Origin of the sequence: Vibrio cionasavignyae (genome assembly GCF_050337155.1) — a bacterium.
In the GTDB taxonomy this organism is placed as follows: domain Bacteria; phylum Pseudomonadota; class Gammaproteobacteria; order Enterobacterales; family Vibrionaceae; genus Vibrio; species Vibrio nomapromontoriensis.
Genome location: NZ_JAKJSR010000019.1, coordinates 166,051 through 188,611, shown reverse-complemented (window position 1 = coordinate 188,611; position 22,561 = coordinate 166,051). Strand labels below are relative to the sequence as shown.

The following is a 22,561-nucleotide window of genomic DNA, read 5'->3' as shown; positions in this document are numbered from 1 at the left end:
GCCCCCTACTCCCCTACTACTCCCCCTATAATTATTTCTTACGGGAGGATGTCTAGATTACCTGATTCTAGGAAACTGCAGTCATCCAAGAGTGGATGGTAAGAACCCTTTCCAGCAGACTCATATAGGTTAAAGCCATATAGGTTAGAGCGCTGGTTTTACATCGCTGGCATCGTTAAGTAGACCCAGGTTGAAATGCAATAAGTAATTTAGTTTACGGGGGATGCATTCGGTCTGAGTCGGGGGATACTGACGACTTCTTAGCGTTGAGGGTGGCGTTATCGTACGACGCCACCCCTTTTTCTTTCCATCAGGGACTTTTAGCAATAAATCGATGCATTGCATTATTCTGTGGCAACACAAAATTCCCATACTCACTGACCAATTTCCTATTATTAGCGGTTCAATTATCTCTATAATGACCGGCAAAAAGAAATAAAACGAATCGAGGACGAGCTACATGGCGAGTGTCACGTTAAAAAATGTTAGTAAAGCGTACGGCGACGTACTGATCTCCAAAAACATCGACCTAGAAATCAACGAAGGTGAATTTGTTGTTTTTGTTGGACCGTCGGGCTGTGGTAAATCAACGCTACTACGTTGCATTGCAGGTTTGGAAGACATCACGTCCGGTGATTTGTATATTGGTGATGAGCGCATGAATGACGTTGAACCGTCAAAGCGTGGCGTTGGTATGGTGTTCCAATCTTATGCCCTTTATCCTCACTTAAACCTATATGACAACATGTCGTTTGGTCTTAAGTTAGCGAAAGCCGATAAAGCTGAAATAGACCGTCGCGTTGAACACGCTGCTGAAATCCTTCAACTTGGTCACCTTTTAGAGCGCCAGCCTAAGGCACTTTCTGGTGGGCAACGTCAACGTGTCGCCATCGGCCGAACTTTGGTGTCTCAACCTAACCTATTCTTACTCGACGAACCGCTATCCAACTTAGATGCCGCTCTTCGCGTCAATATGCGTGCGCAAATCACTAAGCTACAACGCCAGCTCGGTTGCACCATGATTTATGTCACACACGATCAAGTAGAAGCGATGACCATGGCTGATAAGATTGTGGTGTTGGACGCCGGTTGGGTATCTCAAGTTGGTAAGCCTTTAGAATTGTATCACTACCCTGAAAACCGTTTTGTCGCTGGCTTCATTGGCTCACCAAAAATGAACTTCATGAGCGTATTCATTGATGACGCTGAAGCAGATCGAGTAAAAGTTCAGCTATCTGACGGTGATTCTTTCTGGATTCCCGTTGATGGTACAACGGTTAACCGTGGTGATCGCATGTCACTAGGAATTCGCCCTGAGCATCTTCTTCTCGCAGATGAAGCCGACGCCAAAGTTGAAGGGGAAGTGATGATCGTTGAAAAACTCGGCAACGAAACTCAAGTCTACCTAAACCTTGAAAGCGCAGACGCGGACGTTATTTTCCGTCAACCTGACACTCTATCTGTTGAAACGGGCGATAGATTCGCTATCGGTATTCCAGCTCACCGTTGCCACTTGTTCCACAGTGATGGTCGTGCTTGTCGCCGCCTGTATAAAGAAGCCGGTTTATAGAATGTAATAATCGCCAATATTTAAACCACTTTGGCTTGTAAGCTATCCCCTAACTTCATAGAAGTTAGGGGATTTTCTTTTCTACCTGCTTCGTACAATCTGCATTCACAATCCAGCGACGTCCGCTATTCTCATCCAACACTTCCAATGGGAATTGTGTCGTACCCAACCTATATCGAACAACCCCATTGCTGCTGTCTACCCTCAACGTGTTGCGATGGCGAGTAACGATGGTTAAAACGCCACTGTTTGCTCCTCGATTAGGCTCAATCTGCACATATTTTTTCGTGACTAAACACATTAAAGGACCACTCATTACAGACGCACTAAGATCAAAACTTATCGTTAGACAAACGATAAAAACGGCGCTTTGCGCCGTTTTTATTGCTACGAGAAGACAAGTCATTAGTTTTGTTTAATGTACACCGCATTATGATCGGCATTAGAGATAAACACGCCGGCATAATCACCTGTTGTTTGGCTAATATAAATACCTGACGTACTATTAAACTGGTTGTTGTCGTCATTGTGACTCGCATTGTTAAACGACACTTCAGCTAAAGAGTTACTATGACCCGCTTTTTGCAGAATATAAACTTCATTGTCATCACTATTGCCTCTAGCTCCGACATTGGCGACAAAGTTTGAGCCTTTTTGGTCTATATCGACTCTGTTATCATCACTGTTTTGACGCATGGCAACACGAGCTTGGTTACTAGACCCTCTTTGCAAAATTTCCACATCGTTACCATCACTGTCGCCACCAAATCTCACCCATGCTCTTGCATCATCGTTTTGGATGATTTCGACATCGTTATCGCCACTATCACCCCAAGCTTGAACAAGGGCATTATTATCTTCACGATGTTGCTTAATCGTCGTATTGTTATCATTACCACTGCCGGTGTAATCGACAACCGCTAGATTCCCGTCACTCAATGGTACGACGCCTTGGACAATCGAGACATCCCCCCAATCACCACCGTCCATCAAGACGAGGGCTGAGTTATCTCCTGCAGGTAATGAATAACTCGCTACTGCATTCTTAATATGTACGTTAGAGACACCGGGAACGGTCGGTACCGCAGCCACAGATGCCGAAACTAATAATGCTGAAATTGAAAGTGCTAGTTTTTTCATAGCAATAATTCCTATATTGTCTAAAATTCGCTTCCTTACGAAGCACTTGTGATTACGCGATTCAAATCAAGGTGTTGTTTGATTCACATAAATACCCATATTAGATGCTCCGACAATTAATATTTGGTCGCCACCATCTTGATTAACACCATAATTAGATCCACCTCCATCAACTATAAAAGCAATGTTATTATCATTGGTTTGGTTAAGACTTATATCGCTACCAGAATAAGAAGAATAAGCCGTTGAATATTGATTCAATATTGCTATATTATTTTCTCCATCTTGAACAACCAACCCATGATGACCAACCCCGTGCTGTTTAATATTTGCCGAGTTGTCGTGACCTGACTGCTTAACCATCGCAAGATTTGCTTGACCGTCCTGCCTTATCGAAGCCTGACTATTCATGGTATCTGATTGTATAATCACCGCACCATTACTCCTATAGCCTCCTCCTTCCTGCTCTATAATAGACTGATTATACTGAGAGTTTGACACAACCACTTTTGCATAATTACTATAACCGCTACTACTCGTAGCCACACTCAGTTCATCAAATTCCATGAGGTCACTGTTGCTTATTCCATTACCAAAATCACCAAACTCTCCATTTAAATCAAAAGAGATTGAAGCATTGGCTACTGAAGAAAAGAACAACGTAAACACACAGAAGACTGCCATTTTTAAAGCTTCGATAAAATAACTCCACAATCTTTCCATCGTATACATTTTAATAACCATGTTGGTTCAATTTCCCTATAGGTGATAGTAAGATATAAACCAAATAAAACCACATGCGATACTACCTTGTAATATTCACCTAAAGATTAAAGTAGGTAAGGAAACATAACCATAAACTAAAATAGAATTTTCCTCACATAGTCGCATCATTTATATCTACACCCTCCTATCAATTAGAAACCTTCGATCTATATTATTTATACTATTTCTAACGCTATAGTTTATGGCTCACATCACGGCTAATATTTATAATTTTAATATCTAATAACGATGATAAAGAAAGCAAAAATATCTACCGATAAAGTACCAAGAAAAGGATTTCGGGTATGTGGAATATTTCAGGTAAAAGGATAAACCTAAGCATATGGCGCTTAACAAGGCACAAGCAACATAACGCCTATACCTATATGAAGGATAGGTTCTCAGTCGGTGCAACTTGTATCTTTCAATTCCAACCACTATTCAGTTTCATTTACGCTGTAACTCTATTGTGGGTTGTTAGTTCATCAGCCGTGGGTGAAGGTCGGAGCCTGCTTAACCAACCTGCAGAAAAATCTAAATCTTCAATCGAGTCAAATCAAAAACTAGAACAAGACTCTGGAGATAAAGCTGGATTCACTAATTTTAATGAAGTGGATGGGCTGATTGTCGACCGAACAATCACTCGTCTAGGAGAAGATTTTTATTTTTTCTTCGCACAACGTCTTAATGACACCTACCCCGAACTCAAAGAAAACCTAACCGTATCAGAAATTCCTACTGCTTTATCTGGCAGCATCATTGAAGTATTTCATTCAAGAAAAGTTATTTACCGCACCGCACTTTCCCCTGGTCGCCAGCAAGCAAAAGACCGCGCAAATGATGCTATTCGTGTTGTCAGCAACTACATCGTTCGTTGGGAAGCTGAGCGCTTATTTCAAGACACTTACGATCTCGATCATGAAGAATTCTAAGTTTAAGGATACAAGGATGAAACATTTAACCCCGATTATCGCACTCATCGTTGTCATAGCTACTAGCACAACGTATGCGAGTGAACTTGTTTATACCCCTATCAACCCAAGCTTTGGTGGGAACCCCCTAAACAGTACCATTCTTATCAATCATGCTACTGCCATCAATGATTATAAGGACCCTAACGCGTCAAGCTTTGACTTTGAAGAAGAAAGCGCACTCGATAGGCTCGCTTCCAGCCTAGAGTCTCGCTTAATTAGTCAACTGCTTGCCGATGTCGGTAATGGCAATACTGGTCAACTCGAAACCGATGACTTCTTCCTCAATATTGTCGATTCAAACGGTTCACTTCTGGTGCAAATTGTCGATAAGTCCACAGGTGAATCAACGGAAATTCAGGTTTCAGGGCTAAATCCCGACCTCTAAAATTACAAGGATAGTATTATGAAAGGTCTCTTTTATTTATGTATAGCTTTATTGCTTGGGGGCTGTGCAACATCATTGGATATACCCGATACCTCCGCAGAGCCAAAACTGATGCCTCGCGGCGCAACCTATACCGATTTGATCTCACTGCCCAAGCCCGCAGGTAAAATTCTTGTCTCAGTCTATGATTTTAGGGACCAAACAGGTCAATATAAACCGCAACCGAATAGTAATTTCTCTACTGCGGTGCCCCAAGGAGGCACCTCGTTACTAACGACGTCACTATTGGATTCAAAGTGGTTTATCCCTCTAGAGCGAGAAGGGCTACAAAACCTACTAACAGAACGGAAAATCATTCGTGCTGCTCAGAAAAAAGATAAGGTTATTTCCAATCACGGAGCCGACCTTTCTTCACTCAACTCGGCAAACGTGGTGATTGAAGGTGGAATTGTGGCTTACGATTCTAATATTCGTACCGGTGGAGTCGGCGCTAAGTATTTGGGCATCGGCGCATCTGGTCAGTACCGAACGGATCAAGTTACCGTCAACCTTAGAGCCGTTGACGTTCGAAACGGGCAAGTACTATTAAGTATCACAACCTCTAAGACCATTTCGTCTCATGAACTTGGGCTAGGCGCGTTTCGATTCATCGACTACAAAGAGCTACTAGAAGTCGAAATGGGATACAGTAATAACGAGCCTGTTAACATCGCCATTATGTCAGCGATAGATGCAGCCGTCATTCATCTAATCATCAAAGGAATGGAGCGTGGCATGTGGTCGTCTAGCGATCCTGACGCTAATTCTAATCCCATTATTGCAAAGTACTCTAATGCAAAAACCGAGATTCTATAACCGTGTTTAAGACGATAAACGACAGATAAAACAATAAGCAACAAATAGGGCTATGCGGAAAAAGGATATTACCCGTAGCCCTATTTTTTTACTCTTGATCAATGAGAACTGGCCATAAAGTTAATTACACCCTAAGGCTGGTTAATTGCGAATCCTACCGCAAAGAGCCAGCTTGTCACGGCCAACATAAGCATTGGCAGATAAACCATAGGATGATAAGGGTAATGATACGCGATACCGACACAGACCGCACTCAAGGCATTGAAGCACCAAGTTAACGACCGTTTTGATTGGAAACCGCCCAACACGGCTGGTGCGCAAAGTACGCTGAAACAAATCATCGCTACCGCAAAATCTTGTTCCATCATGATGCTAGTAACTCCGCGATTAATGCATCGAGGTCCTCAAAACTATTAAGCCGATGCAACACTACTTGCTTATTGCCATTAACGACAATCGTAGGTGTGGCATTAATACGATAAGCTTTCACTAACCGATTAAAGTCCTCTACTTGATCGTTTACTGACTGACAACGACTTTCAAATTTGTCTTGCTGTACACCACACGTGTCAAGAACCTCAACAAAATCCTCTCTGTACTGAGGGGCGTGATTAGCGCGAAAATGAATTCTGTGAATCAATTCCTCAATAAATGATTTCTCTAGCCCCTGCTCTTTGGCAACAATAAACGCCTCTTGCACATCGCGCCCAACCGGGCCGACACCTACAATAATTTCCCTAAAAGTCGCGTTGTGTTTCTTAACAATTTGCATAATAGGGCCGTGAACCATGGCACAAGGTCCGCAAAATGGGGAGTGAAATAGCATAACCTGAGGCTCAATGCTTGGGGCATGCGTTAAGGTAAGGTAATGCTGTCCCGCTTTATACGGCGATGCTACAGCAGAAAATTGAACGAGGGTAAATACCATCAAAGCAAACAGGGATTTCATTGGTAATCTCTAGCTAAAAACCTGAGCGCTACCATAACGAAACATTAATTACTGATGAATTCTAAAATATGTAGAGATAAGAAGGAGAAATTGAAAAACAATAGAAGGGAGTCACCTCTCTTCTATTCACATCATTCACGTGGTATTCGCTTTATACAAAAGCCTCAATCACTTAAACAAACTCGTTAGATGCAATATTGTTTTTTGCCCATAGCAAGGCTTGTAGACGGTTTTTCACTTTTATTTTCTTAAAGGTGTTGTGTAGATGTGCTTTCACTGTGTTCTCGCTAACAAACAACGAATCTGCGATCTGCGTATTAGACGCTCCATCGCCCAGCAACTTAATAATTTGTTGCTCGCGTTTCGTTAACTTGGAGTAATAAGGGCTGGTTTTGGCGCATTGCCGGCCACGATAAAATTTGATGTATTCAAACACCAGTTTGCGACTCATCCACATTTCACCACGCAAAATGCACTCAAAGCCCGTAACCAGCTTATCGAGGTTATCAGTTGAATAAAAAATACCCACCAAATGCTGCCACTTTAACATATCTGCATGGGAAAGCTCAGGAGACGTATTGATTAGAATTTCTTGGACATCAGCAGAAAGATGCTCTCGCAAGTCTTGGTATCTTTCTATATGTTTCTCCGTCATTGCCGGGTGATCGACAATAACGATATCGAAATGATATTCTTTTAGACTAAGCTTACAGCTACTGAGCCGATCTGGAGAGATAAGCTTGATACTAAGATCAACCTTCTGCTCTATTGAATCTTTCAGTAAGCTTGACTGTAGGTTATTTTCCGCCAACAAAATCGCTTGTCGGGTCTCAACTTCTACGGTCGGCATAACACACTCCCTTGTTTGCGTGGATTCCCGAAAAGTAACTCTAAAGTTAACCTCTTATTTACTTTCGTCAAGTGTTGCATTTAAGACATTCACGAGAAGAACAAAGTTAATGTTATAACTATCAGTAAATTATAGTCATCGTCTCAGATATGAGATCTCTTATCATTATTAAGTCATTGGTTAGATATATGACTACCCAACATAATTACTAAGTGTAGTCGAATTGATTCATATTAAGCGGATAAATGGCGGTGCTATGATAACACCGCAAGGGTAGCCTAGAATTCGTGGTACTGCTTAGTGAAGAGGGGCTGTATTCTTTTCGCTAAACTTACCAAAGTATTGCTCTAAAATTTCTGGCGTCAGCTTGCCTTCTTCTTCCAACTTCTTCAGTGCTTGCGCGATTTCACGTTGCTCTTCAATTGACGGTAGAGACACTTCTGGCTCTCCTTCTGTTTGAACAGACATTGCTTCTAGTTCTTTCTCAAAATCACTCATAACCCATTACCTTCACTAATTTTACCAATATGAGATTTCATCAATAAGATGCTTAAAATTCTGGCTAGTTTACTGGTTTTACAATAGCGAGGCTAGCGACAAGTCTAATCCCTCTATCTTTATAAAGGTCACAGAATGCAAAGCGTGTCAGAAAATAGCTATTTCGCCTACAAATGCTAATAGCTTTCGTACAAAATACGTACTATCTACGTCTGTAATTCCTACATACCTTACCCAAACATAACACCTACTATGACGGATGCATATTCTCTGCTATAGATTCATTCAAAGGGGATTGAACAATCCTCTCTAACGCCCTACATTATCGGGTATCGCAAATTCGACAAACGTCATAACTAGCTTGACAAAACAATGACATAACAGATGGAACTTTGTGAACCGTAACGCCTCTACTTAATACGTCTAGATGATTTATATATAAGCCCGTTATGTCATTTGTCGTGGCTAGCTATCGATAAGAAGGAAATAATACATGCCTATGCAAGCCTTTCAACAACTCCAAGGTTACCTTGAGACCCAAGTCATTGGCCAAGAAGCGTTGGTAAAACAATTACTCATCGCCCTACTCGCCGACGGGCATATTCTTGTTGAAGGACCTCCAGGACTCGCAAAAACAAGGGCAGCAAAAGCACTAGCTGATTGTATTGAAGGCAGCTTTCATCGTATCCAATTTACACCAGACTTACTGCCATCCGATCTAACTGGTACTGACATCTATCGCCCAGAAAGTGGCGAGTTCGAATTTAAAGCGGGCCCTATTTTCCATTCTTTACTGCTTGCGGATGAAGTCAACCGAGCACCTGCAAAAGTACAAGCTGCCATGCTTGAAGCTATGGCCGAAAAACAGATAAGTGTAGGGCAAACCACCTACCCATTACCCGAGCTATTTCTTGTGATGGCAACGCAAAACCCAATTGAGCAAGAAGGGACATACCCTTTACCAGAAGCACAACTAGACCGCTTTTTATTGCATCTTGAAGTCGATTACCCAGATGCAGAGAGCGAGTTAGCCATCCTCAAGCTCAATCGTGGCGAGGCACTTGGTCATACCATGCAACCACAACAAGCCATTTCACAATCGGATATTTTCAAGGCTCGCCAGCAAGTTCTCTCTATTCATATGGCAGACACTATTGAACGCTATATCGTTCGACTTATTGTCGCGACTCGTCAGCCCACTCAATACAGCGACAAATTAGCAAAATGGCTAGAAATGGGCGTGAGCCCACGAGCCACAATCGCATTAGATAGAGCAAGCCGTGCCCATGCTTGGTTAGCCGGGCGAGACTTCGTTAGCCCAGAAGATGTACATGCCGTCATCTACCCTGTGCTGCGCCACCGCTTGCTACTTAGCTACCACGCTCAAGCCGAAGGGATCACCGGAAATGATGTGGTTGACGAGCTTCTTAGCACTGTTGCTTCTGCGTAACGAACATTTAGGCGGTATGCAGTTATGTTTTTTCGACGTCAACCTAACCAAGTGAGCCCTTTACAGCAGGCGATTGAGCAAGGGCACTTACCTACCTGTAACGGTGTTAGCCTAACCGTAGACGAACTTGCCTTTTACCAAACTCATGGCAAGCGATGGCAACCACCAGCAAAAAGTTTATGGTCACAGCTTAACGGCGCGCATTTAAGCCCCCACAAAGGACGTGGTATGACTTTTTCTGAAGTCCGTCAATATCAAGCAGGCGATGATGTGAGGCAAATAGACTGGCGGGTTACGGCGCGCACGGGCAAGGTTCACACTAAACTATTTTCCGAAGAGCGAGAGCGACCCGTTGTCTTGTTTCTTGACCTAACACCGAGTCTATTCAGTGGCACCAAACTGCTCCTTAAGTCTGTGCAGCTGTGCCATTTAGCTAGCCTTTTGTGTTGGGTCGCCGTTGCGAGTAAAGACCGTGTCGGGGCAGTAATTCGTACTCAGGATCGGCTTATTGAATTACGGCCTTCTGCATCAAAAGGCGCGGTTTTCCAACTCCTGAACACTATTACTTCTACGCACAACCACCTGCTAGAACCAAATACGACAACGTCTGCTGAGCAGCAACTCACCTTCACGCAGCAAAAGCAAAGCGAAGTAAAAACGCGGGCGTTTGATGCGCTGAGCAATCTTTGCCGAAAAGGTAGTGAAGTCGTGCTTATCAGTGATTTTTCTACCGCGACAACCGACGATTTTGACACCGTTAAACGCCTTTCTCAGCATAATCGAGTGCGTGCAATTCAAATATACGATCCACTAGAAATAGCCGAGTGCAACAGCAAAGGCCTACAACGCGTTCACGGCAAAGTCGATGAAATGACACTAGACATGAGTAGCGACCGCACTCGTTCAGCTATCAAACAAGCGTATCTCGACCATCACAGCCGCCTTCAATATGAGCTCGCGTCGTTTGGGATACATTTATCGCAAATTTCCAGTGGCGCGCCACTACTTCAGCAAATTTTAGAACGCCAATCATGACCCAACAAACTATATCGCACCCATTAGAATTGAGTCCCCTTACCCTACCGACTGCGCCATCATGGTGGCCACTTGGGCCGGGATGGTGGATATCAGGATTAATCCTCGCTTTCATTATCGTCTGTTCGCTATTTTGGTACCGACGCAACAAACAGAAAACGCGAGCTAAACGTGCAGCACTTAATTTATTTAAGATAGAGCGCCACAATTTAACCCCTTCTTCCGCCATAGAGGTCGTCCGACAAGCGGCGCTGAGTTACTACCCAAGGCAAGATATTGCGAAGTTGAGTGGACAGAGCTGGTATCAATTCTTAGATTCACAATTGGCGGAGGACATCTTTTCTCCCAACCAAGCACTATGGAATCAGGCGCTTTACTGCTCGCAACATGCTTATAATTCCCAACATGCTTATAGCTCTCCTCGCGCTCAAATGCTCAATGGCGGAGCCAATACTGATGTCAAAGAGCAAGTTCAAGAGGAAAACAACGCCCTGCCGACGGTCTCGCATCAAAGCTTGGAAGGTCATACTTTAATCGCAGACTGTGAGCGTTGGATTCAACAAGCACTACCGCCAAAGCGGAAATATCGCAATTGGAATAGGGGCTAATCATGTCACTGTCATTTGAATGGTGGTGGATGTTCTTACTCACTCCACTGCCCTATTTTGCTCATAGAATACTGGCGCCGAATATCCCTTCGACCCGCGTCATCCTTCCACATTTGACTGCACTTCCAAAGCAAGTCAATCGAGTGGAAAGTGTGGGTAAGTTTTTAGCGATTAGCGCATGGTTACTACTCGTAATCGCCAGCGCTCGCCCTGTTTGGTTTGGAGAACCCATTGAGATCCAGCCCAAACATCGAGACATGATGTTGGTTATCGATCTTTCTTACTCAATGAGTAAAGAAGACATGGCTTATCAAGGTGAATACATAGACCGACTTACCACGGTAAAACACGTCGTCTCTGACTTTGTCGATAAGCGCAAAGGCGATCGTATTGGGTTAGTTTATTTTGCTGACCATGCGTACCTGCAAACGCCACTAACGTTTGATAAAGAAACCATCAAGCGTCAACTGGATCAGACTGTATTGAAGTTAATCGGTACACAAACCGCGATTGGCGAAGGGATTGGGCTTGCGACAAAAACCTTTATCGACGGTAATGCTCCGCAACGTGTGATGATCTTACTCAGCGACGGCAGTAACAACGCAGGCGTCATCGACCCCATTAAAGCGGCTGAAATTGCAAAAAAATACCAGACAACGATCTACACCATCGGTGTCGGTGCTGGCGAGATGCAGGTGAAAGACTTTTTCATGACTCGAACTGTGAATACTGCTGAAGATCTAGACGAAGAAACCCTAACTCAAATCGCAACCATGACTGGCGGCGAGTATTTTCGAGCCAGAAACGCACAAGATCTTAGCAAAATTTACGACACGATTAACGCGCTGCAACCGATCACTCAAGCGTCTCAAAGTTGGCGACCTCAAACCGAATGGTTTTGGTTACCTGCTTTAGTCGCACTGATGTTGCTGAGCGCGTTACTTTTCATTAGGAGAGACGATGTCTGACTTTATTTTCCTTCATCCGCAGGCTTTATGGTTATTGCTCCCTGCGTTCATAGGCTTAGCTTTGCTAAGCTGGTTAAAACGCAGTGGGCAAGCGAACGCTTTGATGGCCCCTCATTTAGCCGCTTATTTTACTCAAGCGAAATCAGGGCACTATTTACGTTTACCTGGGATTTCGCTACTGATCGTTATCGTCATAATTGCCATCGCCGGACCGAGCTTTCAAAAACACGCCGTACCTGCCTCGCAAACTAACGACGCGAGAGTGTTGGTGCTGGATATGTCTCAATCTGTTTATGCTAATGACATTAAACCCAGTAGACTTGCCCAGATAAAATATAAGGCTCAGGATCTACTGCCGCTATTAAAGCAAGGGCAGACGGGTCTCATCGCTTACGCGGGTGACGCCTATACCTTAAGTCCGCTCACTTCCGATTCGGCCACATTAAAAAACCTGATTCAGCATCTTTCGCCTGACATTATGCCTATTCAAGGGGCGCGCGCTGATCTCGCAGTACAGCAAGCAATAACTATGATGAAACAAGGGGGGGCAAAACAGGGGGAAATCGTTCTGTTTTCAGATGACCTTAGCGAGAAAGAGCAATCCAATATTGAAGCGTTGTTAAGCGATGGCCATTGGACTCTATCAGTGTTAGCTTTCGGGTCTAAAGCTGGCGCACCGATTCCGCTTCCAGATGGTTCATTATTAAAAAATAAAGCAGGGACAACGGTGGTTGCGAAGACCAACTTCCAAGCTCTAAAACAAGTCGCAAACATAAACGCTGGTCAGTTTAGCGCCTACCAAAGCAACAATAGCGATATTGAGCAACTTGTCCGTACATCAATAAACCCCTCGTTTGATAACGAGGTGCAGCAAGAGGCCGCTGATCAATCGGTCACCACTCATGTTAACAATGGGATTTGGTTACTGCCTTTCATCTTATTACTCATGCTGCCTTTATTTAGAAAAGGATTGATCTTCACTCTGCCTCTATTCTTTATCGTACTCGTTTCCAGCCCCTCCCCAGTGGAGGCTTCCCCCATCGCTGGTTGGTTTCAAAATAGTGACCAGAATGCGTATGGTGCCTTTCAAGACAAACGCTTTGAGCAAGCGTCGAACGAATTCACCGATGCGCAATGGCAAGGTGCAGCGAAATATGAAGCGGGTGACTATGCCGGGGCAATTCAAGCATGGCAATCACTCAATACGACCGAAGACATTAACAACTTGGCTCATGCGTACGCCCAAAATGGGGATTTTGATAACGCCATTTCAAACTATGAAACCGTACTAGAACGGGAGCCGAACAACCTCGTCGCACAGCGAGACTTAGCCACCGTTAAACAGGAGCAACAGCAACAGCAACAGCAACAGCAACAGCAACAGCAACAGCAACAGCAACAGCAACAGCAACAGCAACAGCAACAGCAACAGCAACAAGATTCTGATTCGCAAGACCAGCAGGGTCAACCGGAACAGAACAGTAACAACACCAACAGTGAAGAAAACCGCGCCGACGCTTCACCGTCACAAAACGATCAAGATCCCACGTCGCAGGCGGATTCTTCTTCGGCTAACTCTTCACAAGCCGAATCTTCAAAAGAAAACAACATGGCAAATCGTGAGCAAAAGCCGTCGTCAACACAAGAAGCAAGCGAAGACAACGAGCCTAACAATACGCAAGGACAACAACCCAGCGATGAACAAAACCTAGCGGATAAGCAAGACTCAACGATCGACGCCCAGGCAGGTAAGAATGCCCAAGAAGCGGACACCAGCAGCGACACACAGAGCAATAATGCCATATCGCAGCACGATCAATTAGAGGCGCTAGATCCAGAATTGCGTCAACTCGAACAGGTAGAATCCGCGCGAGATCCGAGCCGCCTTATTCAAGCCCAAATGTTATTACAAGCTCGAGATAGAGAACAACCGACAGCTCAAGGGAAAAACTGGTAATGAAAAACATGAAATTGCATCCTTTGCTCCTAAGCTTATTACTCACCTTGTGTGGGCTTATCAGCTTTCCCTCTTGGGCTTTGAACGTGACCGCTAGCGTTAATAAAACCAAAGTCAGTAAAGATGAAGTCATTCAACTGCGAGTGGTCGCCGACGAAAAACTCGATGGGAATAAGGTCTCTTTTGATGCACTGAGCGGTGACTTCTATACTGGTCGCGCCAATTTTAGTTCTTCCGTTAACATTTTAAACGGCTCGCGAACGGACAGTAGTGTGTGGACTATTGCCATTGCACCACAACGGATAGGAAAAATTGTCATTCCAAGCTTTGATGTTGATGGAGTGAAAACGGCGCCAATCACACTGTCTGTGACAATTGATGAACAAACGCCAACCACCGATGATATGATTGAGGTCAGAACACAAATCGGCAAACAGCAACTGTTCCCTAAAGAAAGCACCTTATTAGACGTGCGGATTATCGTTAAAGTAGACCCTCGCCTGTTACAAAACCCTGAACTAGTTCAACCTATCGCCAATGGCGTATTGTTAGACGCGATTGGAGAGCCAAAGCAATACCAAGCCGTATTAGACGGTGTCGATGTATTGATCATTGATCAACAATATCGAGTGACAGCGAAAGACGCTGGTGAGTTTACTCTTCAGGCCCCAACACTCAGTGGCGGAGTGCTCTATGGTAATAATCGGAGTGGGTCGACTAAAATACTCACCCTAAACCACAAAGCACCGACACTTGCCATAACAGTGCACCCTATTCCTGAGAACTATCAAGGTATTTGGCTCCCCACTTCCAAACTTTCAATGACACAATCTTGGCAACGTGCTGATGGCAGCCTTGTGTCGTCTAATGACACTGAAATGGCGACAGGCGATGCGCTCACTCGAACCATCACATTAACTGCGATGGGATTGACGGCAAACCAGCTCCCTAACCTTTCGATAAAAAATCCAGACGCGTTTCGCGTCTATCCAGAAAAGCCGACCTTTACCGAAAATAGTGATGGTTCAGTCACCATGACCACCAAACAAGTATTAATTGCCAAACAAGCCGGGAATTATGAGTTACCCAAGATCATAGTGAATTGGTGGAATACCACCACGAACCTCGCTGACCAATCCACATCGCCCGGATTAACCGTTAGCGTGCAACAAAGCGATGAAGCCCCGATTTCATTTGCGCCACCAGATGTAGCGCCCCCTGCAGAAGTGGTCAAAGACGCTGGGATTTGGCCATACTTAAGTGGCATTTTGGCGCTGCTTTGGCTATTTTCGACATTCATGTGGTACAGGGCAAGCAAACACGCACCACGTTCAAAAGCTGAAACTCTGCAAGCTGGCGACAGTAACTTGTCTATCAAGCTGCGTTTAATACAAGCCATCAAAGATAACCAAGCCATTGAGGCGCAGTCCGTCTTCCATATGTGGATTAAGTCGAACCAAGGTTTGTCGGCATCAACCGTGGCACAAATTCAAGCGCAGCTTACTGAGATGAGTCGTTTATCACTCACTGGCGAATTAGAGCGCAATGAATCGAGTTCTTGGGATTCAAGCCATGTTATCGGATTAATTGAAAGTGCAAGGTTAACCAAAGAAGACCATGAATTACCGCCGCTATAAGGCTATTCAATGTGATTTAATGGATGAATAATCTCGTAAGACTTGAAATACTGGAGTACTACCCATAAAAAAGCGCCCTTAAATGGGCGCTTTAAGCAATGATTAACTCATTGTTAACATCGATGGTCGCTTATAGGTAGAAACGAGTACCGATGATGAATTGGTGATCTTGCTGTTTCTTGTACTTGCCTTCACCTTGGTTGTCGTAGTTGTAACCAGTGTAGGCACGTAGACGAGGTGAGATAGTGTATTCAGCTTGAACAGATGTACCAGATTTAACGTTTAGACCTAGCTCGTCATCTTTCATCACTTCATGCTTAAGAATCAGGTTTAGACCCATGTCTAGACCGTATGCAAGAATTGAGTCGAACGCTTTAGTATCTTTAAGTAAAGCGTTGTTATAAGAGTTCATGTACTCGTTAGACGCGTAAGTCGCAGCTACGTAAAGACCAGCACCGAAGTTACCGTATTTACCAGAAACAAGGTGAGATTCAGCAGTGCGAGCAATACCACGCTCTGTTAGGTTACCAGAGTTAAAGGCGTAGTTTGCGTTAAAGCCGTCAATTGAGTAACCCGCAGCGATTTGTGCACGGTTTTGTGAGTGCAATACTACATTTTTTGATGTAGTTATAGCACCAGTCGTGGTATTGGCTTTAGAAACAGTTTCCGTTACTTGGTTAGCACCCTGCCAACCCGCACCAAGCGTCAATGCACCAGCGGTATCAAAATCGATAGTGTTTGAGTAAGCAACCATCTTCTCAGCACGTGCAGTACCGAAGAAACCGTGGTTGTCGTATAGGAACTCGTTTGACCAACCGATTGGTGTATCAACAACACCAGCTGCCATGTAGTATGGAGACCACTGTGTACCAGCTGCTAGACGACCGTAAGTCTCGTGACCAAGACCGATGTAGCCTAGACGAGTCTTGAACGTGTTTTCAGCACCTTCAAGCATGTTCATTTGCCATTCTGCTTTGAAGTCAGCCTTGAAGCCGTTACCAAGGTCTTGGATTACTTCGATGTTTATACGTGGCGATTTCTCTTCAACACGAGCGTCTTGACCCTTGTGCGCGCCAGTTAGACCAACAGTTACGTGACCGCCGATGTTCATCTGCGTGCCTTCTTTGTTGTAAACTTCTAGTGCGTTTGCTTGAGTACCGATTGCAGCAGCTGTTACTGCAAGTGCTAATAGTGTTTTGTTCATTACGATTTCCATATTGACGGCTTATTATCGAGCTGTATCGCCCGATAGGTGTTTAAAGTGTTTCCTTAACGAGAGAAGCTGGCAGGCCACTCGGTGTTAAAGACGCTAAAAACGTGAACTTGAAATATGGAATTACTTTAAATTGAGAGTTCCCGAATGTGTCGTGAAACAAACTGAAATTTTAGAGAGCCAGAAACAAGAAATTTACCCACTCAAAAACAACAAGTTACACATAAAGATTTATAAACAGTGAGAACCTTATACTTATTCGTAGGTTTTCTTTTATTTTTTTCATTGGTTCTATGAATTAAATGCAATCACTACCATTTACCACGCAAACACAAGACGCAAAAAAGCCGCTCACAAGGAGCGGCTTTCATCAAACTGTTGGAGCTAAATGATCATTTTTTCCTTATAGGAAGAAACGAACACCTGCCATCCATACGTTGTCACGAGTGTTGTCTTCTTTGAACTTGCCTGTACCTTCTAGGTCAAATTCGTAGCCTGCGTATGCACGCATGCGAGATGTTACATCGTACTCAGCTTGGATTGCTGTAGTTGAGTACATTGTTTCGCCATTGTAACCTTGACCAACTTTATCACCGTCATATTTAACAGCTTCGTAGTTGATCGATAGGTTTAGGCTGTTAGATAGACCGTATGCAAGAATTGCTTCGTATGCTTTAGTGTCATCAGCTTGGATGCCATCATAGCTATTCATATACTGATTCATTGCGTAAACACCAGCTACATAAACACCTTTACCGTAAGTACCGTACTTAGCAGAAACTAGGTGAGATGTTGCTTTATCATCAACAGATTCTGTTGCTGATGTGATATCACCACCAGTGTATGCGTAGTTAATGCCAAAGCCAGCTACATCATAACCAAGAGCTACTTGTGCACGTTGACCTAGATTGTACTTAGCTCCATTTTGGTTGCCTGCTGTATTATCAATCTCAGAAGCACCTTGCCAGCCTAGACCTACGTTCAACGCGCCAGCGTTAGCGAAATCAAAACCGTTAGAGTAAGCAACCATAGATTCAGCACGGCCAGTACCTAGCGCGCCGTGGTTGTCGTATAGGAAGTCATTCGCGAAAGCGATTGGAAGATCCGCAACGCCACCAGCATTGTAGTAAGGTGCCCATTGAGTACCTACTGCAACACGACCCATTTCTTCATGGCTCACACCGATGTAACCAAGACGAGTAGTGAAAGAGTTGTCACCGCCGTCAAGCATGTTTAGCGCCCACTCACCTTTAGCATCAGCAGTAAAGCCATTGCCTAGGTCTTGAGTTGCTTCGAAGTTGATACGTGGAGAAACAGAGTTTACGCCAGCTGCTGTAGACTCAGCGTCTGCAACGCCTACAGATACGTGACCGCCTACTGCGAAAGTAGAACCGTCTTTGTTGTAAAGCTCAACTGCTTGTGCAGATGTACCGAATGCTGCAGCTGCCACTGCTAGTGCGATAAATTTTTTGTTCATTGGGATTTCCATATTTCAAGTTTTGTGCGCCAAACATCTACATAATGAATGACATAACGTACATGAAGCTGTTACGTACACAGACATAACACCTATGCATGTAACCCACTTAATGTAACGCTGGATTAACATGACGAAAATCACTCTAACCCTAAAGTTCCCAAAGCTTTCATAAAAAGACGTAAAAGATTAAAAACAGTGTTTTCTATTTCAATTAATCGCATTAAAACAAGAGCTTAAAATAAATATAAAAAAGATAAAACAACCTAAATAAGCGTAAATTTGAGTCATTTTTATGCAAATTGACTTTTTGCGTGGCGAGATTTTACACTCTACTAGCTTTTTATTGTTGCTTCCTCATGCGTAATTTCAATCGCTTAGCGGATCCTCCCTTCCTTAAACTAACGTGCAAATCTAGCTTAAATTTCGTTACCGAGGTGTAAACACCGTCCTTAACTTAGAAAAACATGCCCTTACCCATGGCTATTTCCCCTCCCCAAACATGAAATTGGTTATAAAAATGCCAATGAAGTACGCAATATATGAGCTACAGGTCACAAAACCAGCATAAAACTTGAACTTACCCCTTTAGGATCAGGAAAGTTCCGAATGCCGTTCTATTCTTGCTTTAGTTACTGATGTGTATGCAGGCATTGGTAAATAGCAATGGCGACATTGCAGTGGTGATACAAATTAAAGGAATATAATTATGAAAATGGCAGCCATCGCAGCAGCGATTACAACAACACTCGTCTCTGGTTCAGCATTAGCGGCAGAGGTTTATAATTCGGATGGGACGTCTTTAAGCATTGGCGGACGTGCTGAGTTCCGTGGAGACTTTCAAGGTCAAGCTTCAGGAAGTGAACTTGACGGTACAATGGATAACAAATCTCGAGTTCGTATAAATGTAGGCGGCGAAACGAAAATCACTGATGGCCTTAGTGGCATCGCATTTTATGAAGCAGAACAAACTGTTATAAACGGCAATGGCAATGGTTCCAGCAGTAATCAAAACACACAGAACAACGCATTTACACAACGTTATATGTATGCAGGCCTTTCAAGTAACGCCGGAGACGTGACGTTTGGTAAGCAAGATGCTGCAACCGTACAGATATCGCAAATGACTGATACAGTGACGACACACAGTGGTATTCAAAAAACCTTTATTGAAGCCGGTGATGAGCAAATCAATAACGCGATTAATTACTCGGGTTACTTCATGGATGCACTGTCGGTGAAAGCCAGTTTACTTGCTTCTAATGCAGCAGATGAGGATGGTTGGGCTCTATCTGGGTTATACACCCTACCGTTCGGCCTCGGTATTGGTTTAGGCTACGCTGCTAATGAAAACCCTGGTACTAAACAAGACTCTAAACAGGTCTTGGGTGGTCTTAACTATCGCTGGGAGGGGCTATACGTTGCTGCTACTTATACTCAAGGTGAAGGCTCTAAAAAATCCAATGTAAATAATGATTTTAATAGTGTCGAGTTTGTTGCTCAGTATCGTTTTGAGAATAATTTTGAAGCCGTTCTTGGCTACCAAAATGGCCAAATTGACCCCGATGGTAGTGCTAAAGTCAACGTAAGTGATTACTACGAGTTAACTGGTATTTACTACTTCAACAAATCGATACGTACTTATATCACGTATAAACTTAACAATTTAAAAGCCGAAGATGGACAGACATTTGCAGCAGTCGGTAATACGCCGCAAGATGCTGACAACTCTTTACGTCTGGGCTTACGTTACGACTTCTAGTTAAATATGCTTCACTCAAACAAAGGGCGATTAATTCGCCCTTTGTTACTAAGTAAGCGACTTCCTCTTCTCTCAACACCAACTGAAACCAAACTGCAATATCTCCTACATTTCACTGTAACAACCAAACCCTAACCTACCTGCATTCCAAAAAGACATGTGTCTACAGAGACTTAATAGGTAACTAAAATGAAAAAAGCAGTTTTGGCAAGTGCAGTACTGGCAGTGATGGCTTCTGGTTCAACCCTCGCAGCAGAAGTGTACAATTCTGAAGGTACGTCGCTGAAAATCGGCGGTCGTGCTGAGTTTCGTGGTGATTTCATTGGCAATAGCGGCAAAGAAATCGAAGGCACGATGGCAAACAAATCTCGTTTTCGTATTAATGTCGGTGGTGAAACGCAGATCACTGATAACCTAACTGGCTTTGGTTTCTATGAAGCTGAACAAGGGGTTGCATCAACTGGTGATAAAAAAGCGGAGACCGCTTTAAAACAACGTTATATGTACGCGGGTATCGGCACTCAATTTGGTGACATTTCATTTGGTAAACAAGATACAGCTGGCGTACAAATTTCTCAAATGTCAGATGCAGGCCAAATCTGGACTGGCGGGCAAAAGGCGTTCATCAACGCTGGTAACGAGCAAATCAACAATACTATTGCGTATGCCAACACCTTTGCCGACGCTGTTAATGTGAAGGCAAGTGCCATTTTAGGTTCAGAAAAAAACACTAATGGCTACGGACTATCGGGTATCTACGCAACACCAATTGGTTTAGATATCGGTCTTGGTTATGCCATGAATGACGTCAATAAAGATGAACTGCGTGGTTCAAATGCAACGACTAACGGTTCGGCAAATCAAGTTATTGGTGGTCTTAGTTATGCCATTGCAGGCCTGACCGTTGGTGGTACCTACACTCAAGGTACCTACGACTTTGATACTTCTGCTGATTACGATTACCGTGGCGTAGAACTATCTGGTACTTATAAGTTTGACAATGGATTTCGTCTTATGGCCGCTTATGCCAAAGCTGAAATCGAAGGGAAAGGTGCTGGCGAAAACAAGTTCAGCAAAGATGATTTTATTGAGCTAACGGGTCAATATCACTTCAACAAGTCTCTACGTACCTACCTCTCTTACAAGATTGATAACCGTAATAAAGACGATTACGCATCCATTGATGCGTCTAAGATTACTTATGACATTGAGAACACGGTTCGTTTAGGTCTTCGCTACGATTTCTAATCGAATTCTGATATTCAAACAAAGTATGTAAATAGCATAAGCCGAGGTCACTTCCTCGGCTTCTTTCCGTTTGATCAGATAACTTTTGATTAACGAATACAGTCAGCCCTTCGTCGACTCATTCTATCGCCGTGCTAACGCGCTTAGCATGCTAATCATCCAGACTCTGCCTACAATTATTGGTTAGTTTCGATTTTCATAGTAATATCAGCCAATAAAAACTAAGAACCCATACTATGAGTCAATCACATCACCCGCTTCAAGGCGCCGTTTGGATGCTATCCGCTGGCGCCGCTTTTGCGCTAGTCAATAATATTGCCCAAATTGTTAGCATTAATCACGGCATGTCGTCGACCATGATTGCTCTCATTCAATATGCGATTGCACTTATTGTTATCCTCCCTACCCTTCGTACTAGTGGACTGTTTCGCTCGCTCCGCACCCAGCATTTTGGCGCACACCTTTTCCGTATCCTACTCTCTGTCATAGGTATCCAATTATGGATGTGGGCGCTCGCTTACCCCGTGCCTATTTGGCAAGGGATTGCGTTGCTGATGACCTCCCCGCTCTTTGCGACATTAGGCTCAGGGCTAATACTCAAAGAGCAAGTGGGATACGCTCGCTGGTTTGCCACAATATGCGGTTTTATTGGCGCACTGGTGATTTTAGAACCTTGGTCTGATTCATTTAGCTGGGCAACGTTGCTTCCAGTCGGAGCGGCTTTTTTCTGGGCTTGTTATTCTTTGATGGTCAAGAAACTCTCTGCGCATGACGCGCCTTCTACGATGGTCATCTATCTATTGCTGCTCATTACCCCGTTTAATTTCATGTTAGCGCTGCCTACATGGTCTCTGCCATCCACGGGGCTCATCTGGGTCTATCTTATTGGTGCGGGCGCGTTAACTGCATTCGCTCAATGGGCGATTGTAAAAGCATACTCCGTTGCCGATGCGTCTTTCGTTCAACCTTTTGACCACGCCAAACTGCCTATGAACGTTCTCGCCGGTTGGCTAGTCTTTAGTTGGGTTCCGCCAGGGCGCTTGTGGATTGGCGCTGCTATTATTATTGCATCCATCGCGTTTATTACTCATTGGGAAACAAAGTCTAGAAAGTAAGTTCCATAAAATAATCATTTCATGTGAAATAAATCGGTGATGAGCGCGTTCTTATACTTATATGGACACATTTTCTTGTTCTTATATAAATACAGTTAAGAGGCA

At 43.8% G+C, this 22,561-nt stretch carries 22 protein-coding genes; 13 read left to right on the top strand and 9 right to left on the bottom strand.

The features are described 5' to 3' along the window. Positions 1 to 460 precede the first annotated feature (460 nt). Positions 461 to 1,570 carry a maltose/maltodextrin ABC transporter ATP-binding protein MalK gene (gene malK / locus L4D74_RS15960; protein WP_428753217.1) on the top strand — a complete coding sequence of 370 codons (1,110 nt, stop codon included), beginning with the start codon at positions 461 to 463 and terminating at the stop codon, positions 1,568 to 1,570. 64 nt (positions 1,571 to 1,634) lie between these two features. Here malK and L4D74_RS15955 read toward each other — a convergent pair whose 3' ends face one another. The 3 genes from L4D74_RS15955 to L4D74_RS15945 form a co-directional block, all read right to left on the bottom strand. Beyond that, positions 1,635 to 1,886, bottom strand: coding sequence for a hypothetical protein (locus L4D74_RS15955; RefSeq protein WP_428753216.1), 252 nt, complete (start codon positions 1,884 to 1,886; stop codon positions 1,635 to 1,637). Between the two features lie 89 nt (positions 1,887 to 1,975). Beyond that, positions 1,976 to 2,710 carry a hypothetical protein gene (locus L4D74_RS15950; protein WP_428753215.1) on the bottom strand — a complete coding sequence of 245 codons (735 nt, stop codon included), beginning with the start codon at positions 2,708 to 2,710 and terminating at the stop codon, positions 1,976 to 1,978. Between the two features lie 66 nt (positions 2,711 to 2,776). Then, positions 2,777 to 3,454: a curlin subunit CsgB gene (locus L4D74_RS15945; RefSeq protein ID WP_428753213.1), complete on the bottom strand. Its 678-nt coding sequence runs from the start codon at positions 3,452 to 3,454 to the stop codon at positions 2,777 to 2,779. Positions 3,455 to 4,020: 566 nt separating this feature from the next. Between L4D74_RS15945 and L4D74_RS15940 the strand changes: the two genes are divergently transcribed. The 3 genes from L4D74_RS15940 to L4D74_RS15930 are packed head-to-tail and all read left to right on the top strand — an operon-like array spanning position 4,021 to position 5,689. Next, on the top strand, positions 4,021 to 4,407 hold the full coding sequence (locus L4D74_RS15940) for a CsgE family curli-type amyloid fiber assembly protein (protein WP_428753231.1): 387 nt from the start codon (positions 4,021 to 4,023) through the stop codon (positions 4,405 to 4,407). Positions 4,408 to 4,423: 16 nt separating this feature from the next. After that, positions 4,424 to 4,834 carry a curli assembly protein CsgF gene (locus L4D74_RS15935; protein ID WP_428753211.1) on the top strand — a complete coding sequence of 137 codons (411 nt, stop codon included), beginning with the start codon at positions 4,424 to 4,426 and terminating at the stop codon, positions 4,832 to 4,834. Between the two features lie 18 nt (positions 4,835 to 4,852). Beyond that, a complete protein-coding gene (locus L4D74_RS15930) occupies positions 4,853 to 5,689 on the top strand; it encodes a CsgG/HfaB family protein (protein WP_428753209.1) in 837 nt (278 codons plus the stop codon). A 131-nt stretch (positions 5,690 to 5,820) separates the two neighbouring features. Here the strand turns inward: L4D74_RS15930 and L4D74_RS15925 are convergent, their stop codons facing one another. The 4 genes from L4D74_RS15925 to L4D74_RS15910 all read right to left on the bottom strand — a co-directional run bounded on the left by L4D74_RS15925 (position 5,821) and on the right by L4D74_RS15910 (position 7,986). Then, positions 5,821 to 6,057 carry a hypothetical protein gene (locus L4D74_RS15925; protein WP_428753207.1) on the bottom strand — a complete coding sequence of 79 codons (237 nt, stop codon included), beginning with the start codon at positions 6,055 to 6,057 and terminating at the stop codon, positions 5,821 to 5,823. After that, positions 6,054 to 6,638: a thioredoxin domain-containing protein gene (locus L4D74_RS15920; protein WP_428753206.1), complete on the bottom strand. Its 585-nt coding sequence runs from the start codon at positions 6,636 to 6,638 to the stop codon at positions 6,054 to 6,056. The genes L4D74_RS15925 and L4D74_RS15920 overlap by 4 nt, the downstream gene beginning before the upstream one ends. A gap of 172 nt (positions 6,639 to 6,810) precedes the next feature. Continuing rightward, positions 6,811 to 7,488 (bottom strand): LuxR C-terminal-related transcriptional regulator, encoded by a 678-nt coding sequence (locus L4D74_RS15915; protein ID WP_428753205.1) that lies wholly within the window; start codon positions 7,486 to 7,488, stop codon positions 6,811 to 6,813. A gap of 297 nt (positions 7,489 to 7,785) precedes the next feature. Further along, on the bottom strand, positions 7,786 to 7,986 hold the full coding sequence (locus L4D74_RS15910) for a restriction endonuclease subunit S (protein ID WP_428753203.1): 201 nt from the start codon (positions 7,984 to 7,986) through the stop codon (positions 7,786 to 7,788). 493 nt (positions 7,987 to 8,479) lie between these two features. Here L4D74_RS15910 and L4D74_RS15905 point away from each other — a divergent pair, with 493 nt between their 5' ends. Genes L4D74_RS15905 through L4D74_RS15880 form a run of 6 tightly spaced genes read left to right on the top strand, consistent with a single transcriptional unit; the run spans position 8,480 to position 15,641 of the window. Beyond that, positions 8,480 to 9,436, top strand: a complete 957-nt coding sequence (locus tag L4D74_RS15905) for an AAA family ATPase (RefSeq protein ID WP_428753201.1) — start codon at positions 8,480 to 8,482, stop codon at positions 9,434 to 9,436. Positions 9,437 to 9,460: 24 nt separating this feature from the next. Further along, positions 9,461 to 10,471, top strand: coding sequence for a DUF58 domain-containing protein (locus L4D74_RS15900; RefSeq protein ID WP_428753200.1), 1,011 nt, complete (start codon positions 9,461 to 9,463; stop codon positions 10,469 to 10,471). Next, entirely contained in the window at positions 10,468 to 11,079 is a 612-nt protein-coding gene (locus L4D74_RS15895; protein WP_428753199.1) for a DUF4381 domain-containing protein, read from the top strand. Before L4D74_RS15900 ends, L4D74_RS15895 begins: the two co-directional genes overlap by 4 nt. After that, positions 11,079 to 12,047 (top strand): vWA domain-containing protein, encoded by a 969-nt coding sequence (locus tag L4D74_RS15890; RefSeq protein WP_428753230.1) that lies wholly within the window; start codon positions 11,079 to 11,081, stop codon positions 12,045 to 12,047. Before L4D74_RS15895 ends, L4D74_RS15890 begins: the two co-directional genes overlap by 1 nt. Continuing rightward, positions 12,040 to 14,004 (top strand): VWA domain-containing protein, encoded by a 1,965-nt coding sequence (locus L4D74_RS15885; protein WP_428753197.1) that lies wholly within the window; start codon positions 12,040 to 12,042, stop codon positions 14,002 to 14,004. Before L4D74_RS15890 ends, L4D74_RS15885 begins: the two co-directional genes overlap by 8 nt. After that, positions 14,004 to 15,641, top strand: a complete 1,638-nt coding sequence (locus tag L4D74_RS15880) for a BatD family protein (protein WP_428753196.1) — start codon at positions 14,004 to 14,006, stop codon at positions 15,639 to 15,641. The genes L4D74_RS15885 and L4D74_RS15880 overlap by 1 nt, the downstream gene beginning before the upstream one ends. Positions 15,642 to 15,771: 130 nt before the next feature. Here L4D74_RS15880 and L4D74_RS15875 read toward each other — a convergent pair whose 3' ends face one another. Next, positions 15,772 to 16,845, bottom strand: coding sequence for a porin (locus L4D74_RS15875; protein WP_428753195.1), 1,074 nt, complete (start codon positions 16,843 to 16,845; stop codon positions 15,772 to 15,774). Between the two features lie 412 nt (positions 16,846 to 17,257). Then, on the bottom strand, positions 17,258 to 18,331 hold the full coding sequence (locus tag L4D74_RS15870; RefSeq protein ID WP_428753193.1) for a porin: 1,074 nt from the start codon (positions 18,329 to 18,331) through the stop codon (positions 17,258 to 17,260). 709 nt (positions 18,332 to 19,040) lie between these two features. Between L4D74_RS15870 and L4D74_RS15865 the strand changes: the two genes are divergently transcribed. From L4D74_RS15865 to L4D74_RS15855, 3 genes are all read left to right on the top strand, one after another. Next, complete coding sequence (locus L4D74_RS15865; protein ID WP_428753191.1) at positions 19,041 to 20,093, top strand: porin; 1,053 nt, start codon at positions 19,041 to 19,043, stop codon at positions 20,091 to 20,093. A 189-nt stretch (positions 20,094 to 20,282) separates the two neighbouring features. Beyond that, the gene (locus L4D74_RS15860) at positions 20,283 to 21,341 is read left to right on the top strand and encodes a porin (RefSeq protein WP_428753190.1); all 1,059 of its coding nucleotides are present in this window, start codon (positions 20,283 to 20,285) and stop codon (positions 21,339 to 21,341) included. 236 nt (positions 21,342 to 21,577) lie between these two features. Continuing rightward, complete coding sequence (locus L4D74_RS15855; RefSeq protein WP_428753189.1) at positions 21,578 to 22,456, top strand: DMT family transporter; 879 nt, start codon at positions 21,578 to 21,580, stop codon at positions 22,454 to 22,456. Positions 22,457 to 22,561 lie beyond the last annotated feature (105 nt).